This window comes from Paenibacillus phytohabitans (assembly GCF_013141775.1).
In the GTDB taxonomy this organism is placed as follows: domain Bacteria; phylum Bacillota; class Bacilli; order Paenibacillales; family Paenibacillaceae; genus Paenibacillus_AQ; species Paenibacillus_AQ phytohabitans.
In genome coordinates, this window is the sequence record NZ_WHOB01000094.1 from 115,869 (window position 1) to 140,709 (window position 24,841).

At 54.5% G+C, this 24,841-nt stretch carries 23 protein-coding genes; 6 read left to right on the plus strand and 17 right to left on the minus strand.

Annotation, left to right across the window (positions count from 1 at the left end):
- Positions 1 to 196 precede the first annotated feature (196 nt).
- Both GC101_RS32950 and GC101_RS32955 read left to right on the plus strand, forming a co-directional pair.
- Positions 197 to 871: a hypothetical protein gene (locus GC101_RS32950; RefSeq protein WP_171720743.1), complete on the plus strand. Its 675-nt coding sequence runs from the start codon at positions 197 to 199 to the stop codon at positions 869 to 871.
- A 109-nt stretch (positions 872 to 980) separates the two neighbouring features.
- Positions 981 to 1,478, plus strand: a complete 498-nt coding sequence (locus tag GC101_RS32955) for a GNAT family N-acetyltransferase (RefSeq protein ID WP_171720744.1) — start codon at positions 981 to 983, stop codon at positions 1,476 to 1,478.
- A gap of 55 nt (positions 1,479 to 1,533) precedes the next feature.
- On the opposite strand, the gene GC101_RS32960 is transcribed toward GC101_RS32955, so the two are convergent.
- The 7 genes from GC101_RS32960 to GC101_RS32990 form a co-directional block, all read right to left on the minus strand.
- Positions 1,534 to 2,388, minus strand: coding sequence for a MetQ/NlpA family ABC transporter substrate-binding protein (locus GC101_RS32960; protein WP_171720745.1), 855 nt, complete (start codon positions 2,386 to 2,388; stop codon positions 1,534 to 1,536).
- A gap of 55 nt (positions 2,389 to 2,443) precedes the next feature.
- The gene (locus tag GC101_RS32965; protein ID WP_171720746.1) at positions 2,444 to 3,112 is read right to left on the minus strand and encodes a methionine ABC transporter permease; all 669 of its coding nucleotides are present in this window, start codon (positions 3,110 to 3,112) and stop codon (positions 2,444 to 2,446) included.
- Entirely contained in the window at positions 3,109 to 3,891 is a 783-nt protein-coding gene (locus GC101_RS32970) for a methionine ABC transporter ATP-binding protein (protein WP_171720747.1), read from the minus strand. Before GC101_RS32970 ends, GC101_RS32965 begins: the two co-directional genes overlap by 4 nt.
- A 263-nt stretch (positions 3,892 to 4,154) precedes the next feature.
- Positions 4,155 to 4,394, minus strand: a complete 240-nt coding sequence (locus GC101_RS32975; protein ID WP_171720748.1) for a hypothetical protein — start codon at positions 4,392 to 4,394, stop codon at positions 4,155 to 4,157.
- 1 nt (position 4,395) lies between these two features.
- Positions 4,396 to 5,823, minus strand: a complete 1,428-nt coding sequence (hydA, locus tag GC101_RS32980) for a dihydropyrimidinase (protein WP_171720749.1) — start codon at positions 5,821 to 5,823, stop codon at positions 4,396 to 4,398.
- Position 5,824: 1 nt separating this feature from the next.
- Positions 5,825 to 7,114, minus strand: coding sequence for an NAD-dependent dihydropyrimidine dehydrogenase subunit PreA (preA, locus tag GC101_RS32985; protein ID WP_171720750.1), 1,290 nt, complete (start codon positions 7,112 to 7,114; stop codon positions 5,825 to 5,827).
- A gap of 27 nt (positions 7,115 to 7,141) precedes the next feature.
- Complete coding sequence (locus GC101_RS32990) at positions 7,142 to 8,530, minus strand: NAD(P)-dependent oxidoreductase (RefSeq protein WP_171720751.1); 1,389 nt, start codon at positions 8,528 to 8,530, stop codon at positions 7,142 to 7,144.
- 334 nt (positions 8,531 to 8,864) lie between these two features.
- Between GC101_RS32990 and GC101_RS32995 the strand changes: the two genes are divergently transcribed.
- The gene (locus tag GC101_RS32995; protein WP_171720752.1) at positions 8,865 to 10,553 is read left to right on the plus strand and encodes a PucR family transcriptional regulator; all 1,689 of its coding nucleotides are present in this window, start codon (positions 8,865 to 8,867) and stop codon (positions 10,551 to 10,553) included.
- Here GC101_RS32995 and GC101_RS33000 read toward each other — a convergent pair.
- The 6 genes from GC101_RS33000 to GC101_RS33025 form a co-directional block, all read right to left on the minus strand.
- The gene (locus tag GC101_RS33000; protein ID WP_343049849.1) at positions 10,519 to 11,886 is read right to left on the minus strand and encodes an aspartate aminotransferase family protein; all 1,368 of its coding nucleotides are present in this window, start codon (positions 11,884 to 11,886) and stop codon (positions 10,519 to 10,521) included. The genes GC101_RS32995 and GC101_RS33000 overlap by 35 nt on opposite strands.
- Positions 11,887 to 11,933: 47 nt before the next feature.
- Positions 11,934 to 13,397, minus strand: a complete 1,464-nt coding sequence (locus tag GC101_RS33005) for a CoA-acylating methylmalonate-semialdehyde dehydrogenase (protein ID WP_171720754.1) — start codon at positions 13,395 to 13,397, stop codon at positions 11,934 to 11,936.
- Positions 13,398 to 13,544: 147 nt separating this feature from the next.
- The gene (locus tag GC101_RS33010) at positions 13,545 to 14,648 is read right to left on the minus strand and encodes an ABC transporter substrate-binding protein (RefSeq protein WP_171720755.1); all 1,104 of its coding nucleotides are present in this window, start codon (positions 14,646 to 14,648) and stop codon (positions 13,545 to 13,547) included.
- Positions 14,649 to 14,813: 165 nt separating this feature from the next.
- Positions 14,814 to 15,713, minus strand: coding sequence for an ABC transporter permease (locus tag GC101_RS33015; protein WP_171720756.1), 900 nt, complete (start codon positions 15,711 to 15,713; stop codon positions 14,814 to 14,816).
- Entirely contained in the window at positions 15,713 to 16,525 is an 813-nt protein-coding gene (locus GC101_RS33020; protein ID WP_171720757.1) for an ABC transporter permease, read from the minus strand. Before GC101_RS33020 ends, GC101_RS33015 begins: the two co-directional genes overlap by 1 nt.
- Positions 16,526 to 16,527: 2 nt before the next feature.
- Positions 16,528 to 17,310 (minus strand): ABC transporter ATP-binding protein, encoded by a 783-nt coding sequence (locus GC101_RS33025; protein WP_039305637.1) that lies wholly within the window; start codon positions 17,308 to 17,310, stop codon positions 16,528 to 16,530.
- A gap of 368 nt (positions 17,311 to 17,678) precedes the next feature.
- Between GC101_RS33025 and GC101_RS33030 the strand changes: the two genes are divergently transcribed.
- The gene (locus tag GC101_RS33030) at positions 17,679 to 19,271 is read left to right on the plus strand and encodes a histidine kinase N-terminal 7TM domain-containing diguanylate cyclase (RefSeq protein WP_171720758.1); all 1,593 of its coding nucleotides are present in this window, start codon (positions 17,679 to 17,681) and stop codon (positions 19,269 to 19,271) included.
- Between the two features lie 221 nt (positions 19,272 to 19,492).
- Here the strand turns inward: GC101_RS33030 and GC101_RS33035 are convergent, their stop codons facing one another.
- Positions 19,493 to 20,347 (minus strand): MBL fold metallo-hydrolase, encoded by an 855-nt coding sequence (locus GC101_RS33035; RefSeq protein ID WP_171720759.1) that lies wholly within the window; start codon positions 20,345 to 20,347, stop codon positions 19,493 to 19,495.
- A gap of 271 nt (positions 20,348 to 20,618) precedes the next feature.
- Here GC101_RS33035 and GC101_RS33040 point away from each other — a divergent pair, with 271 nt between their 5' ends.
- On the plus strand, positions 20,619 to 21,464 hold the full coding sequence (locus GC101_RS33040) for a DUF72 domain-containing protein (RefSeq protein WP_171720760.1): 846 nt from the start codon (positions 20,619 to 20,621) through the stop codon (positions 21,462 to 21,464).
- A 99-nt stretch (positions 21,465 to 21,563) separates the two neighbouring features.
- Positions 21,564 to 23,048, plus strand: a complete 1,485-nt coding sequence (locus GC101_RS33045; RefSeq protein WP_171720761.1) for an alpha-amylase — start codon at positions 21,564 to 21,566, stop codon at positions 23,046 to 23,048.
- Positions 23,049 to 23,466: 418 nt separating this feature from the next.
- On the opposite strand, the gene GC101_RS33050 is transcribed toward GC101_RS33045, so the two are convergent.
- The 3 genes from GC101_RS33050 to GC101_RS33060 all read right to left on the minus strand — a co-directional run bounded on the left by GC101_RS33050 (position 23,467) and on the right by GC101_RS33060 (position 24,802).
- On the minus strand, positions 23,467 to 23,763 hold the full coding sequence (locus GC101_RS33050) for a hypothetical protein (RefSeq protein WP_171720762.1): 297 nt from the start codon (positions 23,761 to 23,763) through the stop codon (positions 23,467 to 23,469).
- A gap of 71 nt (positions 23,764 to 23,834) precedes the next feature.
- Entirely contained in the window at positions 23,835 to 23,990 is a 156-nt protein-coding gene (locus tag GC101_RS33055) for a hypothetical protein (protein WP_171720763.1), read from the minus strand.
- Between the two features lie 203 nt (positions 23,991 to 24,193).
- Positions 24,194 to 24,802 (minus strand): biotin transporter BioY, encoded by a 609-nt coding sequence (locus GC101_RS33060; RefSeq protein ID WP_039308201.1) that lies wholly within the window; start codon positions 24,800 to 24,802, stop codon positions 24,194 to 24,196.
- Positions 24,803 to 24,841 lie beyond the last annotated feature (39 nt).

Here is a 24,841-nt window from a genome sequence, read left to right on the forward strand (position 1 = left end):
AAAAGCAGCTCCGGCTTCCTTCCTCCTGCCCGGGCTGCTTTTTAGCGCAAATATGTATATTTTGTGCTCATCTATTCGATATTTTATGTCATAGTTCGACGTTTATCAGCGTTTTATCAGTGACAATTGTTACCATTGTTCTTACACAGGTTGATTCAGGCACAGGATGCATGATTAGAGCTACGGAGGTTGAAGAATGAATACATGGACCGGATTCAAAAAAGTTGTCAAAACTACTCGATTGCTGCCGCTTATGATGTCGATGATTCGTGAGGTTACTGTAGATAATACGGCTCCTGCGATGTCCGTAGAAGTTACCACGGATAAAAGCGCCTATTTACCCGGTGATGAAGTAACCGTGCAAGTCCTTTTGCGGGATTTCGCTCCCAATGATCATGGCTACAGCTATTTCAATTTCATTGTGCAATATGACAGTCAGGTATTCGACAACGCTGAATACACACAGCAGTCTGTCTATACGGATGCAAGCTATACTCCCGGCGATGAAGTGAATAATATCTTTCAGTTCAATTTCCAGAACCCGGTTGACGGGAGCATCTATCTCGGAATGAACACCACTATGCGCGGAATCGATATTCAGGTCGAAGCGGCCAATAAACTAAGCTGCATTCCGGCTGTAGACCAGACGCTGGTAACCTTCAAGCTGCGGGTCAGAGAACAGACGCTTGCATCCTCCTCGACCATCAGCCTTGCTAATGAATTCACCAGAATCCGAACCTCCGAAGCAGGCAACAGCTTTTATCTATACTCGCCCGATGTTACCGAGATCACTCCCGCCCCTGTTGAAATTACCCGCTCTCCGTCCGTATCTGTCTTCTCATCCCCGGAGTCAACCAACCGTCTGGCGTAGCGGAGTCCCCCTCAAATCCAGATTCAGCTTCATATACACTGCAGATTGGCAGCCGTCTCTCCTTCCTGTACTATAGCTGTATACATACTCAGGAAGCAGGTGGATTGTTATGCTGCATTCAGACCTTATAGATTTACGGGCAACAACCCTGGAAGATCTCGACTTTGTCCTGGATGCCGAAAGGGCTGAGCCGAACCGCCGGTTCATCGGCCAGTGGAGCAGGGATCAGCACACAGCAGCTTTGGATGATGGAGATATTATGCACCTGATTGTTCAGGACCGCGCCGGGGAACGGGCCGGCTACGTAATCCTTACGGGAATTCACGACCGTAACCTCACGGTCTGTATCAAGCGGATTGTCATTCAGACCAAGGGCTGCGGCTATGGAACAATGACGCTGAAGCTGCTGAGCGACTGGGTCTTCACCCGTACAGATACTCACCGGCTATGGCTGGACGTCAAAGATTATAACTCCAGAGCACAGCATGTGTATGAAGGGGCCGGCTTTAAACTGGAAGGCACCTTGCGCGAGTGTGTACGGACTGAGGAAGGCTTCGAATCGCTGCAGGTCATGTCTATCCTGCGGCATGAATACAGATACGAATAGTTACAGCAGAACAGCCGGTCAGTCCATGTTCAGGAGGGATCCGGCTGTCTTGATTTTAGAATGCCGGAACTACCGCCACTCCATATTTGTCTTCAATAAACTTCTTGACGTCCGGACTGGTGAGAGCCGCATCCAGCTTCTTAATCTCGTCCCTGTCCTCATCCCCGCTGCGCACCACGATAATATTGGCATAAGGTGAATTGGCATCCTCACGGAACAGCGCCGACTCAGGATCTATCCCCGATTCAAGCACGATATTCGTGTTAATGACTGCACCATCCAGATCAGGAAGGGCCCGCGGCAGCGTAGCGGCGTCGGCTTCTACGAACTCGAAGTTATGCGGATTGTCAGCGATATCCTTCGGCGTGGCCTCATACGTGGTTAATCCATCCTTCAGTTTAATCAATCCCTGCTGCTGCAGCAGGACAAGTGCCCGGTATTCATTGGATGGGTTGTTCGGAATCCCGATCTTGGCCCCGTCCTTGAGCTCTTCCTTGGACTTCAGCTTCCCGGAATAGAAGCCTATCGGCTCCACATGCACCTTGGCCGTCACGGCGAAGTCATAGCCCTTCTCTTCCTTAATCGAATCCAGATAAGGCACATGCTGAAAATAGTTCGCATCAATCTGCTTCTCCTGCAGCGCCGGATTCAGCTGGCCCTCATCGTCAAGGGTAACGATCTCCAGATTGATTCCCTCTTCCTTCAGCGTTGGTTTGATAAACTCCAGAATTTCGGCATGCGGAACGGCTGCCGCCCCCACCTTGAGTGTAATCTCTTTGCCTGCCTTGCCGTCCGAAGAACCCTCTGCCGCTGCTGCACCGTCATTCCCCTTGTCAGAACCGCAGCCTGCGAGCACCCCCGCCAGAACAATCGCCAATGCGACCAGTACACTGCTTGCTTGTTTCTTCACCCTAATCCCGCCTCTCGAACATATATATTTACAATCATTACTGCAGTACTTGAGCTTATCCGCTTTTATAGCGTTTCCTGTCGATCGATCGGGCAATATAATCACCGCTCCATTGCAGGATCTGGACGATCAGAATGATCAGCAGCACAGTACCCAGAAGAATGTCCGTGCGGAAACGCTGGTATCCGAAACGGATAGCCAGGCTGCCCAGCCCTCCGGCACCAATGGCACCGGCAACTGCTGTAAACTCCGTGATGGAGATTACAGCAATCGTAACCCCGCGCACCAATGCAGGCAGCGCTTCGGGAACAATGACTTGTGTAATAATCGTTAGGGGATGGGCACCAACCGATTTGGCTGCTTCAATCTTTCCCGGCTCCACTTCCCGCAGTGCACTCTCGATAATTCTCCCCAGGAACGGAGCCGCCCCGATGGATAAGGATACAATCGCCGCTGTCGGCCCGAGGGAGGTCCCGACAATCAGCCGGGCCAGAGGCAGCAGCAGCACAATAAGAATAATGAACGGAATAGAGCGTACCCCGTTAATTGCTGTGCTGATCACCCTATTCAACCGGGGTACGGGAAGCACTCCCCCTTTCTCCGTGACCACCAGCGTTATACCCAGCAGCGCCCCCAGAATAAGGGCAAATACAGAGGACCAGGCCACCATATACAGCGTCTGCAGCAGGCCGTCCCACAGAAGCTCTACCATATCCTCTTTCATCGTAGAATGGCCGCCTTTTCTGCGCCATTGGCATCCTTGTAATAGTTGAATATATTCACAAACTGCTTAGCCGTCTCGCTCTCCGGGCGGTAGAACAGCTGCTCAACCGGTCCGTTCTCCACGATCCGCCCGCCTTCGATAACAGCGGCATTGACACAGATATGGCGCAATACATCCATTTCATGCGTGATCAGCACGATGGTCAGATTCAGCTTCCGGTTGATGTCCTGCAGCAGCTCAAGGATCGAATATGTCGTCTGCGGATCAAGTGCCGAGGTAGCCTCATCGGAGAGGAGTACATCAGGCTCGACGGCCAGCGCCCGGGCAATGCCCACCCTCTGCTTCTGGCCGCCGCTAAGCTGCGACGGGTATACATTAAGCTTATCGCTTAACCCGACGAGCTCCAGAATGTCATGCACGCGCTCACGGGTCTCCTGCTTGGAGAATCCTGCGACTCTAAGCGGAAAAGCGACATTTCCGTATACTGTCTTGGCCTCCAGCAGATTGAACTGCTGAAAGATCATCCCGATCCGGCGGCGGGCGAGCCGCAGCTCCTTGCCCTTAAGCTCTGTTATGTTCGTGCCCGCTACCTCGACGCTCCCGGAATCCGGCTGCTCCAGACGGTTGAGGCAGCGGATCAGGGTAGACTTGCCGGCACCGCTTGCACCGATGATACCGAAGATCTCACCTTTCTTAATACTCAGATTAATATCCTGCAGAGCGGATACCTTGCCGTCCCGGGTAGCGTAGCTCTTGTTCAACTCTCTAACAACAATCATCCTGCCCCCTCCTCCCCTCATAACTCCGTCTGATAAGCTGCCCTCCTATCCGTCCGCGCTTAGCCATCAAAAAAAGACCAAGCCAACGCCACTCCGGGCGATTCAGGCTTGATCTCCAGTCTACTGGTCAATCAACAATTAATATTCCGATTAAATCCATGGGATTAATATAGACCAACCGTAAAAAACTGTCAATCATAATCTTCGTACCCATATAAAAAGCCGCGATCCTAAGATCGCAGCCCTCTATCCGTATTGCTGATTTACGTATGAGTTTCAATCGGAGCCGCCGGCTTGCTGCCGCCAAAGATCAGCGTCGTCACATGCTTGCGCGCATCTGCTGTAAGCAGCAGCAGCTCTATCGGTTCTCCGGCCGGCTCCCTGCGGATAAATCGGACCTTCGCCCCGTCCAGATCCTCGAAGATGCCGGTAACCGTATATCCCTGCAGCAGGAGGCTGTCAATCGCCTGCCGCTCTTGGTCGAACTCGTCGAATGCCGACATCTCAGATCACTCCTCCGCTGATTTCCGCCTGGGCCGGACGGGGCGCTTCCGCCTCGAAACGCTTGCGGTGCAAATATTTGCCCGCACCAGCTGTGCCGACGAACGCCTTGTCGCGGATAACGAATTCTCCGCGGCTGAGCACAGACACCGGCTCACCCTTAACCTGCATACCTTCAAAAGCATTATAATCCACATTCATATGATGAGTCTCAGCGGAAAGCGTTCTTTCTACAACAGGATCGAAGATGACGATATCTGCGTCACTGCCTACAGCGATTGTGCCTTTTTGCGGGAACAGGCCGAACAGCTTGGCACTGGAGGTGGAGATAATATCCACGAACTTGTTAAGTGAAATGCGGCCCTTCTGCACACCTTCAGAGTAGAGTACGCTGAACCGGTCTTCGATGGTTGGCCCGCCGTTCGGAATCTTCGAGAAATCACCCAGCCCCAGATCCTTCTGTCCCTTGAAGTTAAAAGAGCACTGATCAGAACCTATCGTCTGCAGCGTACCGCTCCACAGCGCATCCCATAATACGTCCTGATTCCACTGCTCGCGCAGCGGAGGAGACCAGACATACTTCGCACCCTCGAAGTCCGGCTTCTCAAGCGCTGACTGGTCCAGCACCAGATACTGCGGGCAGGTCTCACCGTAGACGCGCAGCCCTTTCTTGCGGGCTTCCGCGATCTTCCAGGCGGCTTCGGCGCAGGTCACATGCACTACATAGAGCTGCGAATCCGTCAGCCCGGTTAAATATGCAGCCCGGCCGGTGGCCTCGCCCTCCAGCTCGGGAGGACGGGTCAGCGCGTGATAGATCGGATCGGTGTTGCCGGCAGCCAGCGCCTGATCCACCAGATACTCGATTACATCGCCGTTCTCGGCATGCACCATTACAAGTGCACCTTCGCGCTTCGCGGCCTGCAGCGTCTTGTACAGCACGCCGTCATCAGCCTGGAAGGTGTTCTTGTAGGCCATGAACACCTTCAGCGAGGTAATGCCTTCCTTCTCAATAATCTGCGGCAGCTCGTCAAGCACCTTGTCGTTAAGCTCCGAGACCATGAGGTGGAAGCTGTAGTCAATGACTGCCTTATCCTGCGACTTGTTATGCCAGGTATCTACCGCCTGCTGCAGCGGCTGGCCCTTGGTGGTCAGGCAGAAGTCTATAACCGTTGTGGTTCCGCCATAGGCGGCGGCAATCGTGCCGGTCTCGAAATCATCAGCAGTGACGGTACCGCCAAAAGGCATATCCAGGTGCGTATGCGGGTCAATCCCCCCCGGAAATACGTAACAGCCGGAAGCGTCGACAATCTCGGCTCCCGGCGCTTCAAGGTTCAGGCCAATTCCGGTGATGATCCCATCTTCAATCAGGACATCCCCTGTATAAGTATCCGCTGCTGTGACGATAATGCCGTTCTTGATGATCTTCTTCATCTTAACCCACCTCCACTTCCGAATAAGAACCGTTTAATCCGCTAATGACCTGATTACGCTGATTCCAGGTCATCGGGGCCGCTCCGCTATCCAGTGCAACCATATCAATGGCACCGTCTGCCGGGCAGACGATAGAACATAAATTACAGCCTACACAGTCTTCCTCACGCACCTGCAGAATCGCCTTACCCTCTGCATTCGTTAGCATATCGATACATTGATGCGAAGCGTCCTCACAGGCAATATGGCATTTATTGCAGTTGATGCAGTTATCCTCGTTAATCCGCGCAACCACTTTATAGTTGAGGTCGAGATCGCCCCAGTTGGAATACTTGGGCACCGACTTGCCGATCAGTTCCATGACGGAAGCCAGCCCTTTCTCATCCAGGTAATTATTCAGGCCGTCGATCATCTCCTCCACAATCCGGAAGCCATGATGCATAACCGCCGTACAGACCTGAATGCCGGTGGAGCCCATCAGCATGAACTCTACGACATCCTGCCAGGTGGAGATGCCGCCGATTCCGGAAATCGGAACATCGACTGCGCGGTCACGCGCACATTCCGCCACCATGCTGAGGGCAATCGGCTTCACTGCCGGACCGCAGTAGCCGCCGTGCGCACCCTGGCCGCCGACATTCGGGATCGTGTTCCAGCTGTGAATATCCACCCCGGCCAGGCTGTTGATCGTATTGATCAGGCTGATCGCATCCGCGCCGCCTTTGACGGCATGCCGGGCTACGACCGTAATGTCGGTGATATTCGGCGTCAGCTTCACAATGACCGGTGTTGTCGCCACTTCCTTGACCCAGGTGGTCTGCGCCTGCACCAGATCGGGCTGCTGGCCGGAAGCTGCGCCCATTCCGCGCTCGGCCATCCCGTGCGGACAGCCGAAGTTGAGCTCAAGGCCGTCTACGCCGACCGCTTCGACGCGCTTGACGATTTCATGCCATTTCTCCTGCTTGGGCTCAACCATCAGCGAAGCGATAATCGTATTGTTCGGGAATCTCTTCTTCGTCTCATAGATTTCCTTGAGGTTAACCTCCAGCGGACGGTCGGTAATGAGCTCGATATTGTTGAAGCCCGCTACACGCTGCCCGCCAAAATGAACGGCGGCAAACCGCGAGGAGGTGTTAATGACCGGCTCGCCCAGCGTTTTCCACACCGCGCCGCCCCAGCCTGCTTCGAATGCGCGCTGCACCTGATAACCTGTATTGGTAGGCGGCGCAGAGGCCAGCCAGAACGGATTCGGTGACTTGATTCCTGCAAAATCAATACTGAGATCTGCCATTGATATTCCCTCCCTGTCTTATGAAATCTATACCGCAGAGCCAACCACACTGTCCTGATGGCCCGACATTTGCTTCACAATCGCATAGGCGGCATCCTTGCCCTGCTGGGCGGCAGAGACAACCATCGCTTCACCTGCACCGGAACCGAAGACGATATCACCGGCAGCATAGATCTGCGGATCAGAGGTACGCCCGGTTGCCCCGTCAATCTTCACTACACCCCGGTGATGCTCCAGGCCCAGCGCTTCAATGAGATCAATCCGCCGCTTCTGCCCGATCGCCACAACTACTGCGTCCACAGGCAGGATGAATTCGGAGCCCTCCACCGGCATCGGAGCAAGGCGGCCGTCCGGACCGGTCTCACCCGTCAGCTTCATCTGCACACATTCCAGCCCGGCTACATTGCCAAGCTCGTCCCCGACAATCCGCTTCGGCAGGGTCAGCCAGCTGAACTCAACGCCTTCCTGCTTGGCGAATTCATATTCGAAGTCATAGGCCGTCATCTCCGTACGGGTCCGGCGGTAGACCATCTTCACGTTCGCTGCGCCAAGCCGCACAGAGCAGGTAGCCGCATCGATCGCCGTGTTGCCTGCGCCAATGACAGCAACGCGCCGGCCCATCAGCTCCAGGGTAGGAATCCCGGTCTTCGTGGTTTCCACCAGCTCTATTGCATCATAGACACCGGATAGCTTCTCGCCCTCGATGCCCAGCGGAGGGACATAGCCCATGCCTGCAGCCAGCACAATAGCGTCATACCCGGCCTTCAGCTCTTCAACAGAGATATCCACTCCGACCTTCATACCGGTGCGGATCTCTACGCCAAGCTTCTCTACCTGCTCTACTTCCCATAGGGAGATGGACTGCGGCAGCCGGAACGAGACAATCCCGTGGGTATCCAGCCCCCCTGCCAGCTGCTTCGCTTCATAAATCACGACCTGGAAGCCCGCGCGTGCCAGCTCTCTGGCTGCGGACAGCCCTGCCGGACCGCCGCCGATCACGGCGGCTTTTTTACCGTTGGGGACACCTGCCTTGAATAATTGAACTCCGCTGCTGATCGCCCAGTCAGTAGCGTAACGCTGCAGCAGGCCAATCTGAATCGGCGCCGAAGCGTCATTCAGGACACAGGCGCCTTCGCACAGCTCTTCGGTAGGGCATACGCGGGCGCAGCTGGCGCCTACCGGGTTGGAATCCATAATCGTCTGCGCCGAACCCTTGAGGTTATCGGTGGCGATTCTTTTGATGAAGGAAGGGATATTAATGCTGGTCGGACAGGCCTTGATACAAGGGGCATCATAACAATACAGACAGCGGTTGGATTCCTCGATTGCACCTTTGCGGGTAAGTCCCGGCTCAGCCTCGGCAAAATTGCGCATGAACATATCAGGTGTGAACGTTAACGGTGAAGCCTGCTCCATCGGTTATCCCTCCTTCTGTATGATAGCTTCCGCATTCGAATCAGGTTTGTGTTATATAATATAACATTATTACGATGATTGCCTTAATATTTTACTTACTTATCAGGATTATTGTAGTAAAATGAACTCTAAGCCAACATCAGCACCGATTCACATTCAATATTGAGTCATATTTCCTGACATTCTATATTCAAACTATAGTCAATTCGATTTTTCGTTACATTAGACACATTGTCTAATTTCAAAAGTCTATTTTTTACCTGTGAGAATGTGCTGAGAATGGAGAAGCCGCGCAGGCGGGCTGCAAGGCATACGTTCAACGAGGGGGAAGCTTATGGATTGGGAACTTGTATTTACGATCCGCGATGCGCTGAAGAGACCGCTGTTTGCGGAAGCCGAGCTGATTGGAGGAAGAAACGGCCTAAACCGGGCGGTCCGCTGGGTGCATGTGCTGGAGAGCGCAAGCTTCGACAGCCTGATTCACGGAGAAGAGATGATTCTGACCACCGGGATGAGTGCAAGCACTGATTTGGCCGCTTCTTTATCTTTTATGCAGAATTTGATCGATAAGAACGCCGCCTGTTTGTGCATTGAGCTTGGAGCGTATTTCAGCTCGATTCCGCAGGAAATGATTGATCTGGCCAACCATCACGACTTCCCGCTGATACAGTTTACCCGCACTGTACGTTTTGTCGATATCACACTCGATCTGCATTCCCTCATCATCAACCGCCATCACCGCATGCTGCAGGAGCTGGAGAGCATCTCCCGCGAATTCCACCGTCTGACGCTGACCTCCCAGGGGACCCTTAAGGTATTGCAGTTACTATGCAAAAGCACCCGCACACAGATTGTCTATATGCAGCTTCAGGGTAAACCCCTGTTCTTCCCGGCCCTGCCGCCCGAGGAGCAGCAGCCGCTGCTGAGTTTCTTCGAGGCCTTCAGTGAAGAAATGGAGGGCGTTCAACCGGATGCCGCACCGCATATCCGTGAGTATGGCCATAAGACCATTGCCCTGAAGCCAGTCGGAGCCTTGGACCAGACCTGGGCCTATATCCTGATGGTCTGCAATCACAAGCCGCAGGAATTCGACTGCCTGCTGCTGGATTCCGCCTCCCTGTCAATCGCCCAGGAGCTGCTGCGCACGCGGTATATGGAGGAACGCAAGCTTTTCTCCGAGAATCTGTGGGTGGATGAGCTCGTTAGCGGCCGCGGCCAGGAGGATAACCGGATCAAGGGGCTGGTCGGACCCGACTTCAACGTGGTTAACGAGCTGCCGTACCGCGTATGCCTGATCGAGATTGAGAACCCGCGTGACGTCAAATGGAACAGCTCGGAGAATGACTGGGAATCGATCACCTTCCATCTCTCGCTCATTCTGCGCTCGATCTTCGAGAAGTACTCCCTGCGTCCGCTGATTACGCTGAAGAATAACCGGCTGACCGTCATTGCGCTGGATATCCAGTCCAAGCTGCCCGGCAAGCTGCGTCTGCAGCAGGCGCTCGATTCCCTGCAGCATATCCGCTCGGATGAGAAGCTGAAGGACCTGCAGCTCGTTACCGGAGTCAGCAAGTCCCATAGAGGTCTGAAACATGCCCATGCCGGATACCAGGAAGCCGTACAAGCGCTGTCTCTCTATTCTTGTTACCAGAAGTCCATTCTGTTCTATGAAGAGCTTGGCGTCTTCCAGCTGCTGCTAAGCCTGAACGACGGCAAGACGCTGGAGAATTTCATCCGCAGCTATCTCGGCCCGCTGATCGACCACGATGAGGCCAAGGGCAGCGAGCTGATGCTCACACTGCGCGTCTACCTCGACCATGACGGCTCGAAGCAGATTGCCGCGCGGAATCTGTTCATTGTACGGCAATCTCTCTACTACCGGCTGGACAAAATCACCGAGCTGCTCGGCGAGGACTTCATGCTTCCGGAGAACCGGATCTCCATTCAGGTGGCCCTGCGGGCTTACCAGTTCCTGTACCCGGAGAAGTTCAGTCTGCCCAGCTCCCGTTCAGCACAGCTTTGAAGGTGTCGATAATGAACTGAATATCCTCATCGGTGGAGGATAAAGGAGGAGCGAACGTGAGGACATTATTGAAGCCCGCCACCGTATCCCCGTTCTTGCCGATGATCAGCCCCTTGGATTTGCATTCCGCGATAATACCCTTGACGATACTGAGGTCAGCAGGCTGTTTGGTGGCTTTATCCGCTACCAGCTCGATGCCAAGCACCAGCCCGAAGCTGCGGATATCGCCTACCAGCTTATGATCCAGAAGACTAGCGAATTCATCGGCCAGCCTTGAGCCCAGAATGGCGGCGCGCTCCACCAGATTCTCCTGCTCCAGAATCTCCAGATTACGCAGTGCAAGTGCACAGGCAGCCGGATTGCCGCCGAAGGTATTCACATGACGGAAGTGGCCGTAGTCATCGCTGTTATCCTTGAAGGCTTCATAGATCTCCTTGCGCACCGCTGTGGCCGACAATGGCAGGTAGGCACTCGTCAGCCCCTTAGCCATCGTGACAATATCCGGCTTGATTCCAAAGTTGTGGTGGCCGAACTTACGGCCGGACCGTCCGAAGCCGCAGATCACCTCATCGATGATCAGCAGCACGCCGTGGGTGTTGCAAATCTCCTGCACCCGGTCCAGGTAGACCTGATGCGGCACAATGACGCCGCCGCCGGTAATGACCGGCTCCATAATCACCGCCGCGACCGACTCCACACCCTCCCAGATGATCATGTCCTCAATAGCCTGCGCACACTGGAGGTTAAACGCTTCTTCCGTCATGCCTTCAGGACGGCGGTAGCTGTCAGGCGGAGCCACATGCAGGAATCCGCCGCCCAGCGGTTCATATTTGTATTTGCGCTGCGCCTGGCCGGTCGCCGACAGGGAGCCCATCGAGCTTCCGTGATATCCGCGGTAGCGGGCAATGAATTTATGGCGGTAAGGCTGGCCGGTCTGCTGCTGGTACTGGCGGGCGATTTTGAAGGCGGCTTCATTGGCTTCCGAGCCGCTGTTGGAGAAGAAGATGACATAATCGTCCTCCAGCCATTCGTTCAGCTTCTCCGCCAGGGCAATCGCCGGCATATGGCTCTGTGTCAGCGGGAAATACGGCAGGGTCAGCAGCTGATTGTACGCCGCTTCCGCCAGCTCCTTGCGCCCGTACCCGACATTCACACACCATAGCCCGGACATCCCGTCCAGAAATTTGTTGCCATCGATATCGGTAACCCATGAACCGCTTGCGGATGCGGCAATCATCGGCGGGTTCTTCTCACTGTATGGTGTAATATTATGCCATAGATACTGCTGATCCTTCTTGAGCAACTGCTCACTTTCTTTGCCCAGGCTCTGCACGGCACTCTCTCCTCTCGGAAATCCCATTTGATATTTGAATGAATCAACTAATAGCGCGCGGTGACCATTTTCTTGCGGGTGTAGAATTCAACGCCGTCCCGACCATTGGCATGCAGATCGCCATAGAAGGATTTCTTGTAGCCCGAGAACGGGAAGAACGCCATCGGGGCCGGTACGCCGAGATTAACCCCCAGCATCCCGGCATCGATCTCTTCGCGGAACTCGCGAATCGCCTTGGCGCTGTCCGTATAGATACAGGCCCCATTGGCAAAAGGCGACTCATTCGTGACGGCTATCGCCTCCGCCAGGTCCTTAACACGCACTACAGACAGCAGGGGCGCGAAGATTTCATCACGCCAGATCGTCATGCCCGTCTGCACATGGTCAAAGATCGTCGGCCCGATGAAATAGCCGCTGCCAGAAACAGCAGCGTCCTTCCTGCCGTCCCGCACTAATTCCGCCTGCTCGGCAAGCCCTGTCTCGATGTAGGCAATCGTCCGGTCCTTGTTCGACTGCCGGATGACCGGCCCCAGGAACACGCCGTCTTCCTTGCCGTCCCCGATCTTCAGTCCGTCGGCCGCCTCCTTCAGACGGTTCACCAGTTCGTCCGCGATTGTCTCATGCACCGCGACCACCGAGCAGGCCATACAGCGCTCACCAGCCGAGCCGAAGGCTGCGGAAATGATATTCTTCACCGCATTGTCCAGATCCGCATCGGGCAGCACAATCGAATGATTCTTGGCTCCGGCCAGCGCCTGTACCCGCTTGCCGTGCGCCGTACCCTGCTTATATACATATTCCGCCACCGGCTGTGAGCCGACGAAGGAAATCGCCTTCACCTCTTCATGTTCCAGCAGACCATTCACCACCTCATGTGCTCCATGCACGACATTCAGCACACCCGGAGGGAAGCCCGCCTCTGCGAACAGCTCCGCCAGCCGGTTCACCAGCAGCGGTGTACGCTCGGAGGGCTTCAGCACAAAGGTATTGCCGCAGGCAATCGCCAGCGGAAACATCCAGCAGGGCACCATCATCGGGAAGTTGAAGGGGGCGATGCCGCCGATTACCCCCAGCGGGTAGCGGTACATCCCGGACTCCACGCCCGTGGCGATATCCGGCAGCTGGCTGCCCATCATCAGTGTGGGAATGCCTGCGGCAAATTCCACGCATTCGATGCCGCGCTGCACCTCGCCCAGTGCTTCCTCCAGGCTTTTGCCGTTCTCCAGCGTGATCAGCTCCGCCAGCTCATTCCAGTGCTGTACCAGCAGCTGCTGGTACTGGAAGAAATAGCGGGCACGGCGAGGTACGGCTACTCTTTTCCACGATGCATAGGCCTCTGAAGCTGCCTGTACGGCAACGTTCAGCTCAGCACGGCTGGAGATCGGCACATAAGCAATCACTTCGCCCGTTGCCGGATTGAATACCTCCTCTTCCTGCCCGGATGAGGATTCCACCCAAGCCCCATTCACATAGTTCTTCACTTTACCGGCCTGCCCCACGAGCAGAGACATAGTCTGCACCTCTTTCCATATTCTGGGCTGTTTATTATAATAGATGACCGCCGTGCCCGGGAGGCCATCTATTATAGCTATATAAGCTGAACTTAAGAATGATGCCCTGCTGATTCTTAAACTCACTATATATAGGAAGGAAGTTGGTTATTTTGCCGCCATCTCGACAATTTCGTTCGTATAGGCTGCATTCACATCAGATGCCGTCTTGATGACACCGAACTTGAGCGCAATATCAGCTGTCTGCTGGAATGCCGCCGCATCCGTATAACCCATCTTGGAAGCATCGAAGCCCTCCGGCTGAATCAGCTTGGCAACTTCAGTCATCATCGTCAGCTGATGCTCGCGGGACGTGCTGCCTTCTTCCGCAAGCTTCATTACACTGTCAACAGCCGCTTCAGGATCGGCAATCGCATCTGCCCAGCCCTTGAGGGAAGCACGGACGAATTTGGCTGCCGTTTCCTTATTGGCATCCAGCCACTCCTTGTTGGCGAACAGGTTGTCTTCGAGCATCGCCACACCCTCGTCATTCATGTCGATTACATTCAAATCCTCTGCCTTGATCCCTGATTCCAGCACCACCTGATATTCGTTGTAGGTCATAGCTGAAGCTGCATCAATCTCACCACCGAGGAACTGGTCCATGGTGAAGCCCTGCTTGGTGAAGTTCAGATCCTTGTTAGAATCCAGTTTGTATTTATCAAAGAGGGCCAGAATTTCGAACTCGTTACCGCCCATCCAGTTGCCGACCTTCTTACCCTTCAGGTCAGCCGGTGTAGCGATACCCGCATCCTTCTTGGATACCAGCACCAGACCGCTCTTCTGGAAGATCTGGGCGATCTGCACCAGCGGCATTTCCTGCTCCTGGCTGGTCAGCAGACTCGCTACCCAGTCTACGCCGATATCCGCCGAACCGCCGGCCACCTGCTGCTCCGGCACGATATCCGGACCGCCGGGCAGAATCTCAACATTCAGCCCTTCTTCGGCATAATAGCCTTTGTCCTGGGCTAAGAAGTAGCCGGCGAACTGCGCCTGCGGAACCCACTTGAGCTGCAGCTTCACGGTAACCGGATCAGCCGCCGGTTCTGTGGTTGCCGCCGCTTCCGGTGAAGCCGCAGCCGTATTGCCCGCTGTCGCCTCTGCCGCAGGAGCATTATTGTTGTTGCCGCCGCAGCCTGCCAGCAGTGAAATCATCATAATAACCGCCGCCATCATTAACCCGCCACGAAATTTGCTTTTTTTACCGTTCATCTCAGCAACTCCCCCTACCAAATTGAGTTTTGTAATCCGGCCAAACACAGCATGGTTGCCATCGTGATGCTCTATGCATACGGTCATGCGTTGACAGCTTCTCTATATCCCGTCAGCGCAGAAGCCGGATGTAACAGGTACAGGGTGTTACGGTTGTTGCAAGTGTTACGCACGCTGGGAGGGATGCCACTTGATGAACACCTTCTCCAGCCGTTCAACGACCAGGTAAAAGATGACTCCGGCAATGGCTGCCAGCACAATGCAGGACCAGCCCAGCGGCATTTTGGCCACCTTGATGGAGTTGGAGAGCAGATAGCCGAGTCCCCGCGAGGAGAAGAAGAACTCCCCGACGATCGCTCCGATCATACTCGCCGTAGCGTTGATCTTCAGCGCGGTGAATACATAGGGCAGGCTGTTCTGAATCCGCAGATAGCGGAATACTGCCGGTTTGCCCGCTGCATAGGAATGCATCAGATCAAGGGCCAGCGGATCAACAGCCGCCATGCCCTTGTAGGCATTGATGGCCATGGCCGCCATCGTGGTCGCGGTAACAATAGCGGCCCGTGAGCCGATGCCGTCACCGAACCACAGGTTCATGATCGGGGCAAGCGCCACGATCGGCACGGCATTCAGCGCAGCAACCATGGTCAGGCTGCCCCCGCCCCAGCGGGGCCAGGCCGTTGCGGCCAGTGCAATGAGGAAGCCGCAGGCTGAACCGATCAGCATGCCAAGGACGGCTTCAGTGAGGGTATATCCGGTGTAAGAGAGCAGCAGGCTGAAGTTGTCCCGCATAGCTTCCGCTATGGCCGAGGGCAGCGGCAGCTGATATTTCTTCAAATCGAAGATTCGGTGAAACACTTGATATTCCCACAACACCAGGAATATCACCCCGGCCAGGAGGGGAAGGATGATTCCGGGATTCAGCCGCCGCAAGGGACGGCGGGGATTCTTTTGCTTCCCTGGTTCTGATGAAATTCCGTTGTTAGATGCCGGGATTGAAGCAGGACCCGCCTCCGCTCCGGCAGAAGTAATGAATGGGATATCGCCTACAGAATTGCTTGCCATCAGCGGTTCCCTCCTTTGGGACGGAATTCCGGCTGCCAAGGCGCCACCAGACGTTCGGCCAGGCTCATCAGCCAGTAGCTTGCCATGCCGAGCAGGGCGCCGACCAGTACGGTGGACCAGAACATATACGTATGGGAAGGGCCATAGTAGAGATTGCGGAGCATAATTACACCGATGCCATGCTGCGCACCCATCAGCTCAACGAGAATAGCGCCCGTTACAGCCAGCGGTGCAGCAATCTTCAGGCCGCTGAACAGACCCGGCAGCGCTGCGGGGAAACGCAGCTTCCAATAGACTGCCCAAGGCTTAGCGGCATAGGAATGCATCAGCTCCAGTGCAGATAGATCCACACTGCGCAGTCCGCGCAGCATATTAAGTGCCACCGGGAAAAAGGTGATATATCCGGATATAATAATCCGCGACACCTGCTCATCGCGTACAATACCATAGATAATCGGCGCCAGGCCAAGGATTGGAATCATCTGCGAAGCAATGGCATAGGGGAAGGCAAGCTGTTCTATTGTCTTCGACAGGCTCATCAGCACTGCCAGAATGACCCCGGCCAGCGCTCCGATCAGAAATCCGACACCGGCGTTGCCGAAGGTGGCTCCGCCCTCTTTCAGGAGCGTCCCGCTATACTTCCAGAGGGTTGCCGCCACTTCATGGACATAAGGCAGCTTGGACTGGGCCAGCGGCGTCTTCGCTACGTTCAGCAGCCACCATGAGACAGCCTCCCAGACCACCAGCAAACCAAAGATCCAGACGAACAGCGGCAGCACGCGCTCCCGCATAAACGCACTGTTCTGCTTCATGCCTACACCCCTTCAAAGCTGTCGCGGATGCGGGCGATCAGTTCAAAAAACTCAGGACTGTTTCTCATCTCCGCCGTCCGCGGGCGCGGCAGCGGAATATCAACAATCGCAGACAGTCTTCCCGGATGCGGGGATAGTACGAATACTCTGTCTGACAGGAAGATGGATTCAGGAATGCTGTGAGTGACGAATACAATCGTGCTCTGGACCTTGCTCCAGACGGAGAGAAGCTCTTCGTTCAGGCGTTCGCGGGTAAATTCGTCCAGCGCTGAGAAGGGTTCATCCATGAGCAGAATTTCCGGCTCCATCGAGAGCGCTCTGGCGATAGCTACGCGCTGCTGCATCCCTCCGCTCAGCTGCCAGGGATATTTATCAGCAAACCCCTGCAATCCCACGAGATCCAGCAGTTCCAGCGCTTTATCCTCGCGGACCGATTTCTTAACGCCCATCAGCTCCAGCGGCAGCGTAATATTATGTTTGACCTTCCGCCAGTCATACAGCACCGGACTCTGAAAAACAATCCCATACTTTTGTGCCAGCCGAGCTTCCTTAGCCGTCTTTCCGGCCACCATAATATTACCGGCTGTTGGTGTTATAAGATCTGCCATCAGTCTCAGCAGTGTGGTTTTACCGCATCCGGAAGGTCCCAGCAGGGACACGAACTCTCCTTTGGCAATATCAAGGCTTACCTGATGCAGCGCAAGCACGTCAGCCGTTTCCGTCTTATAACGCATCTCGACGCTCTCCAGCTGTATTTCAGGAATTTTCGTCGCTACTAGTGACATTTCCAGCTCCCCCTTCATCCCTGAACTATTATATGTTAAATAACATAACACATATGTTGTGAAAAAACGCCTTTTTCTTGTTACATGTTCGATTAACTAACATCTTACACTTTGCTCTGCAGACCCACATTAGACAAATCGTAAAATGGACGCTGAGAAATTCCGTCATTTTGTCCAGGAGCCCGTTTACATTGTTAATAATCTGGAATTGTGCCGATAAAGTTAGTATGTATTCTCACCCTCTGTTGCCGGATTCCTCCCAACTGTTATCTATGCAGATGTGTGATATCATTTAACTATATCTACTCTTCTATAGGAGACCTTTAGCCAATGTTCAAAGCCTATTCCTACACATGGAGGCGCTACCCATGGAATCCATGATTTCCAACTATATAGTCATCGTCTCTATCTCAGGTGTGCTGAGCGCATTGCTGGCGCTGTTTGCCTATTATAGGAAGACAGATTTTTCCGGTCTAAAAGCTTTCATTGTTAGCTCAGCTGCTTCGGCGATATATACCTTCGGGTTCGCGCTGGAACTCTCCGGCAGCACCATGCAGGAAATTGCGTTGTGGGTTAAGGTGGAGTACCTCGGTTTGCCCTATATCGCCCCCTCCAGCATGCTAATGATTATGCACTTCGTAGGTCTGGAGCGGCTGATTTCCAAAAAACTGCTGACCGTCCTGTATTCGGTCCCCGTGATCTCTACCGTGCTCGTATGGACCAACGAGTCCCATCACCTGTTCTATCAATCCATGCATTTCCGGGAAGGTGCCCCTACACCGCTGATCGATATCGTCATGGGACCCTGGTATATTGTGCAAGGCAGTCTGACCTTCGGCTGCATGCTGGCCGGCATGTGCCTTATTCTCTGGCGCTGGAACCGGATGAAGCGGGTGTACCTGCGGCAGATGGTGATTATTTTCATCGGGCAGTTCCTGCCTGCGCTGGGCGCATTCCTCTACCTGATGGATGCGACTCCGTATGGAATGGACCCCGTGCCCGTAATCATGAGTGTAACGTCCACCCTGTATATATGGGCTATTCTCTCCCGGGGCATGCTTACAGCCGCACCCATTGCCCGCGAGAATCTGTTCGAGAGCATGCGGGACGGCGTGCTGGTCATGGACCTCTCGGACAAGCTTGTCGATTACAACCGGGCCGCAGCCGAGATGCTGCAGGATCTCGATGCCTCCGCAATCGGCAGGCCGCTGGCCCAGCTGTTCCTTCCCGCCGGCAAGGAAGCTGTCGATTATGTGATGAATTCCAATCCCGGGGACAGCGAGGAGCAGGAGCTCGTCTGGAATATGGGGGAGGATGTCCGTTATTACCAGATCCGCTCCTCCCCTGTGCAGAAGCATGACGGGCATCTGGCCGGACGGATGATTATGCTGATCGATGTCACTGAACGGACACTGCTCCAGGAGAAGCTCCTGCAGCTGGCCACCATCGACAGCCTTACCGGTATATATAACCGGACGCATTTCATGGAACTGAGCCGGGGCTTGCTGGAGGAAGCGGCCGAACGCTCCGCCCCCTTTTCGATCATCCTGCTGGATATCGATTTCTTCAAAAGCATCAATGACCGGTACGGACACCAATATGGCGATATGGCATTGCAGCATGTAGTGGGTGTATGCAGCCGGCATGTGCGGGAAGAGGATATCTTCGGACGTTATGGAGGCGAGGAATTCGTCTTATGTCTGCCGGATACTCCCTTGAAGCAGGCGGCGGTCATCTCGGAGAAGATCCGCGGGGATATCGAGCGCAGCGCATTCTACACGCTGTCCGGGTCCATTAATGTAACGGCAAGCTTCGGCGTAGTGGAAGCCTTCCGCAGTAATATATCGCTGGAGGAGCTGCTCTCCGAAGCCGATCATGCACTTTACACCTCCAAGCGGAACGGCCGCAATGCCGTTCATCTGTCTAGCGGCTCTGCGATCACGCATTTCAAGCCGGTATAATTTCATAACAATACAACTACCCCCATGCCCGGACAGAATCCTGAGCATGGGGGTAGTGTTGTTTTTGGGAAAATTCTTATCGGGTACCAAAGGGGATGTAATGCCGTGGATAAGTTAACAGAAATATTAGAGGCCCAGCATGTGGGTTTGAAATCCTCCATCATGAACGACAGATTCGTACTATCCGTTTAGGGACTAGTCTCGGCTTCGGCTGCGGAGTATCACCTTGCGCCCTCCAGGAAATATTCCACGCTCCGCAATAAACCCGGCGGCAGCTCTTCCAGCTGAAGATACGTCTTCAGCTCCAGCAGCACCCGCTCGCGGTTATCCCCGAAGACATCCACAATCCGGGCAAGACGTTCCCAAGGTACCAGGTCTGCACGGAACTCCTGTTCCGTCATTGGTACTCCATGTGATTCTACAAGCACATTCGCCTTATAGCCGTAGATAAGCTCCAGCAGCTTGAGGAAACCGGTACTGCTGTAACGGCGCGGCCCGCCATATACGGACGGTCCCAGGGCATCTCCCAGGAAAAGAACTTTATCTTCTATAACATGCAGGACGCAGGAATCGGCTGAATGATCACCGCCCACATGGCTTAGCTCACAAGTGACTCCGCCCAGATCTACAGTAATGCTTCCGCTAAATATAATATCAGGTGTACCCACGGTGATTACCCGCGGGGAGCCATATTCCAGACGGATATGCGTTACACTCTCCTCACTGATTGTCCCCTCCTGCACAAGGCCTTCCAGCTCTTCATCACTTCCGCTCAGCCCTGCGAGCCGGTTAAGTACCCGCGCCGTTTCTTCATGCGCAATCACAGGGATGCTCCAGGCTGTCATCCCGAAGGTGTGGTCCCAATGCCAGTGCGTCAAGGCCAGCAGATCCGGCTGACGCCAGCCCCTTCTTGCCAGCTCTTCCCGGAACAGCTCCGCATGGGCGGGGGAATTCCCCGCATCCATCAGCAGTGTCCGGCGTGAGCCGGAGACGGCCGCCAGGATCGGGCGGTCCGTGTCATGCTCCGCATGCATGATAAGAATATGCGGACTTAGCTCCTGAAACTTATGTTCCATACACAACTTCCTTTCCATTGCTATACCTTAAAGGGTAGGGTAAGCAGAATAAAAGGCATTCTGCCGGAGTATATCCTCTTCCTCTTTTGGTGATAACAGCACCATTGGCAGTTTTTCATTCACGGTATTCTGTTCCAAATCCTCTCTTCATGTTGCCTGAGTTTCAGCTTTTAATCAAATGCCCTTGTTTGCCTTGACGGGTTTTCAGTTTAATAAGAGATAGCCAGTGTCGAAACTGGCATAGAGCAGACTGATACAAGGAGGGCGTTCTATGATTAAGATCGGGCTTACCGGCTTCGGAGACCATGAGGAGCTGTATGGCAAAATCAAACCTGCCGACCGGCTTCCTGCGTATAGCGCTTATTTTTCCATTGTGGAGATCGACAGTTCTTTCTATGCCGTGCAGCCGGTCAAGAATTATGTGAAGTGGGTTAACCAGACGCCGGAGCAGTTCAAGTTCATTGTGAAGGCTTACCAGGGGATGACCGGACATCTCCGTGATAAAAAAAATTATTACGATACGCCGGAGGAGATGTACCGCGCCTTCCATACCTCCATTGCCCCTGTGCGTTCGGCAGGCAAGCTGGCCATGACGTTGTTCCAGTTCCCGCCCTGGTTCGACTGCACCAAGGATAATGTGGAATTCCTGCGTGAGGCTAAGGAAAGAATGCTGGATGTGCCCTCCGCCATCGAGTTCCGCAACGATTCCTGGTACAGTCCTGAGCTGCGCAGCAGAACCCTGCAGTTCCTGGAGCAGGAGGGCTGGATTCATACTATAGCCGATGAGCCGCAGGCTGGTTCAGGTTCGATCCCGATTGTGCCGGTCGCAACTACGCCAGACATCACCTATGTACGGCTGCACGGCCGCAATACCGGAGGCTGGAATCAGAGCAGTCATCCCGATTGGCGCAAGCTGCGCTATCTGTACCGTTACAGCACCGAAGAACTGGTGGAATGGAAGAACCGTCTGCTTACACTTACGCAGAGCAGCCGTGATATCTACGTTGTCTTTAATAATAATTCCGCCGGTGATGCTACCCCCAATGCGCAGGAGCTGCAGTCCCTGCTTGGGATTGACGGCGGTTTGGCCCCGCGCCAGCTGGACTTATTCACCTGAGGTTCGGAGGTCTACATAAATCTCTTCTACTCCTTGCTGAAGCAACAGACCCAAGAATTGTTCCATTCGTTTCACAACCCTTAAGGAGGCTAACCAGGAATGAAGAGAAACCATACCATGATGCAATTTTTTGAATGGCATGTTGCCGCAGACGGAGAACACTGGAAACGCCTTGCCCAAATGGCTCCTGACCTGAAGGCGGCGGGAATTGATTCCGTATGGGTTCCTCCCGTAACCAAGGCGGTCTCTCCGGAAGATACCGGTTATGGAGTCTATGATCTATATGATCTGGGCGAATTTGATCAAAAGGGTGCCGTGCGCACGAAATACGGAACCAAGCAGGAACTGGTCGACGCGATTGCCGAATGTCTGAAGAACGGCATCGCGGTCTACGTGGATCTGGTCATGAACCATAAGGCCGGGGCGGATGAGACCGAGGTGTTTGAGGTCATTGAGGTCGATCCTAACGACCGCAATAAGGATATCTCCCAGCCGTTTGAGATTGAAGGCTGGACCAAGTTTGATTTTCCGGGGCGCGGGGATGAGTACTCCAGCTTCAAATGGAACCACACCCACTTCAACGGCACCGATTTCGATGCCAAGGCAAGCCGGAACGGCGTATTCCGGATTGATGGGACGAACAAAGGCTGGAATCAGAATGTAGATGACGAATTCGGCAATTACGACTATCTGATGTTCGCCAATATTGATTACAGTAATGAAGACGTGAAGAACGAAATGCTGAACTGGGGCAAATGGCTGGTCGACACCCTGCAGTGCAGCGGCTACCGCCTGGATGCCATTAAGCATATCAACCATGAATTCATTAAAGAATTTGCGGCTGAAATGAAAAAGAAACGCGGCGAAGACTTCTACATTGTCGGCGAATTCTGGAACTCCAATCTGGAAGCCTGCCGCGAATTCCTGAACACCGTTGACTATCAGATCGATCTGTTCGATGTATCGCTGCATTATAAGCTCTACTCGGCTGCGCTTGCGGGCAGGGACTTCGATCTGACGCATATCTTCGACGATACGCTGGTCCAGACGCATCCGGCCAATGCCGTCACCTTCGTCGACAACCATGACTCCCAGCCGCATGAGGCGCTGGAATCCTGGGTCGGCGACTGGTTCAAGCAGAGCGCCTATGCCCTGATTCTGCTGCGGAGAGACGGATACCCCGTTGTCTTCTACGGCGATTATTACGGTATCGGCGGCCCGGCACCGGTGGAGGGCAAGAAGGACGCCATCGATCCTCTGCTCTGCGCCCGTTACAACAAGGCCTACGGCGAACAGGATGATTACTTCGACCATCCCAACACCATCGGCTGGGTGCGGCGCGGCGTTCCGGAGATCGAAGGCTCCGGCTGCGCCGTAGTGATCTCGAACGGGGACAACGGAGAGAAGCGGATGTTCGCCGGCGAAGCGCGCGGCGGGGAAGTATGGGAGGATCTGACCGGCAACCGCCAGGAGACTGTCACGATCGGAGAAGACGGCTGGGCAGTATTCCCGGTGAATGGCGGAAGCGTCTCGGTCTGGGCTCTGCCCGATCCGGAGCCGGAGGACGATTGCGTGAAAGAGTGAGCATTGGACTCCGGGCGGCGGTGGACGGGCGAGGATAGTCGGCGGGCGGCAACGGGCAGCCGAGGATAGGCGGGCGATGGCAGACCAGGATAGGCGGGCGGCGGGGACAGGTGGTGGACGGGCGACGGACGGACGAGGATAGTCGGTGGGCAGGCGACGGCAGACGAGGACAGTCGTGGGCGGGCGACGGCAGACGAGGATAGTCGGTGGGCGACGGACGAGGACTGGCGGGGCGGGCGGGGGCTGACGAGGACTGGCGGTGAAATCAGGGGCACTTTTGCTCCTCATTTCCCACTTTTGCCCGCATCCGGTGAAATCAGGGGCACTTTTGCTCCTCATTTCCTCCTTTTGCCCGCGTCCGGTGAAATCAGGGGCACTTTTGCTCCTCATTTCTCACTTTTGCCCGCATCCGGTGAAATCAGGGGCACTTTTGCTCCTCATTTCCTCCTTTGGTCAACGTCCGGGTGTGATTAGAGGGATTTATCCCTTTAATTTCATCATACTGCCCACTTTCAGCGGAATTAGAGGGATTTATCCCTTTAATTTCACCATACAGCCCACTTTCAGCGGAATTAGAGGGATTTATCCCTTTGATTTCATCATACAGCCCACTTTCAGCGGAATTAGAGGGATTTATCCCTTTGATTTCACCGTGCTGCCGACTCCCGGGGGATTCGGTGAAGTTTCCTGATACAAGAACAAATTTGTCCTTCAAGCGGATTGGCTCCAAGCTCTAAAGAAACGTAACCAGGACATCATGCACGTTCTATACACTACAGACGGACATCATAATTTTCTAAATAACAATAAAAGAGGCGACTCCCTGCCATACGGCAGCGAAATCGCCTCTTTGCTCCGTGCAACCAGCCATTCGCCAGCCTCAGCCAACCGTTCGCCAACCTCAGCCCAGCCATTCGCCACCTCAGCCAGTCGTTTCGCCACCTCAGCCAGCCATTCGCCACCTCAGCCAGTCGTTTCGCCACCTCAGCCAGCCATTCGCCAGCCTCAGCCAACCGTTCGCCACCTCAGCCAGCCATTCGCCAGCCTCAGCCAACCGTTCGCCAGCTTAACCAGCCATTCGCCAGCCTCAGCCAGCCATTCGCCACCTTAGCCAGCCATTCGCCACCTCATCCAGCCTCCACCGGCTAACGAATGACGGTTGACTTCTCCCCGTCTGCCCAGACGCCGGAATCACTGTTTAAAATACGGTCGATCGGATACACCTTCCACACAGCCGTCACTACGGCAGAGCACAGCACTGCCTTGGTCAGGTCGCCCGGAATGAACGGCCACATACCTGCAGTTAACGCCTTGGCCAGCGAGTCCATACCGGTTGAATGGGCCAGCCACCATACGCCGCCAGGATAGACAAGCAGCGCACCAAATATAAAGTTAGCCGCAAGCAGCTTCACGAAAGTATATTTATCCTGCTTAATACGCTGGGCGAAGAAGCCGATCAGCCAGGCTACGAACGGCCAGGAGAATATATAGCCTGCGGTCGGGCCAACCAGCACCGCGAGTCCGCCGCTTCCGCCCATCACCGGGAAGCCCGCAGCAGCAAGTCCGATCACGATCAGTACGGCGAGCGTGCCGTAGCGTGCCCCCAGAATAGAACCGGCCAGCATGACAGCCAGGGTCTGCATTGTAATAGGTACAGTAGAAAAAGGCAGAGAGATCTTTAAATAACTCAGAGCGATCATAACTGCGGCGAATAGTGCACTGAATATCAGGCCGCGGGTCGTCCATTTTTTCATTGCCGGGAGTACCCCCTTTTTTTAGGATCACTATATCAT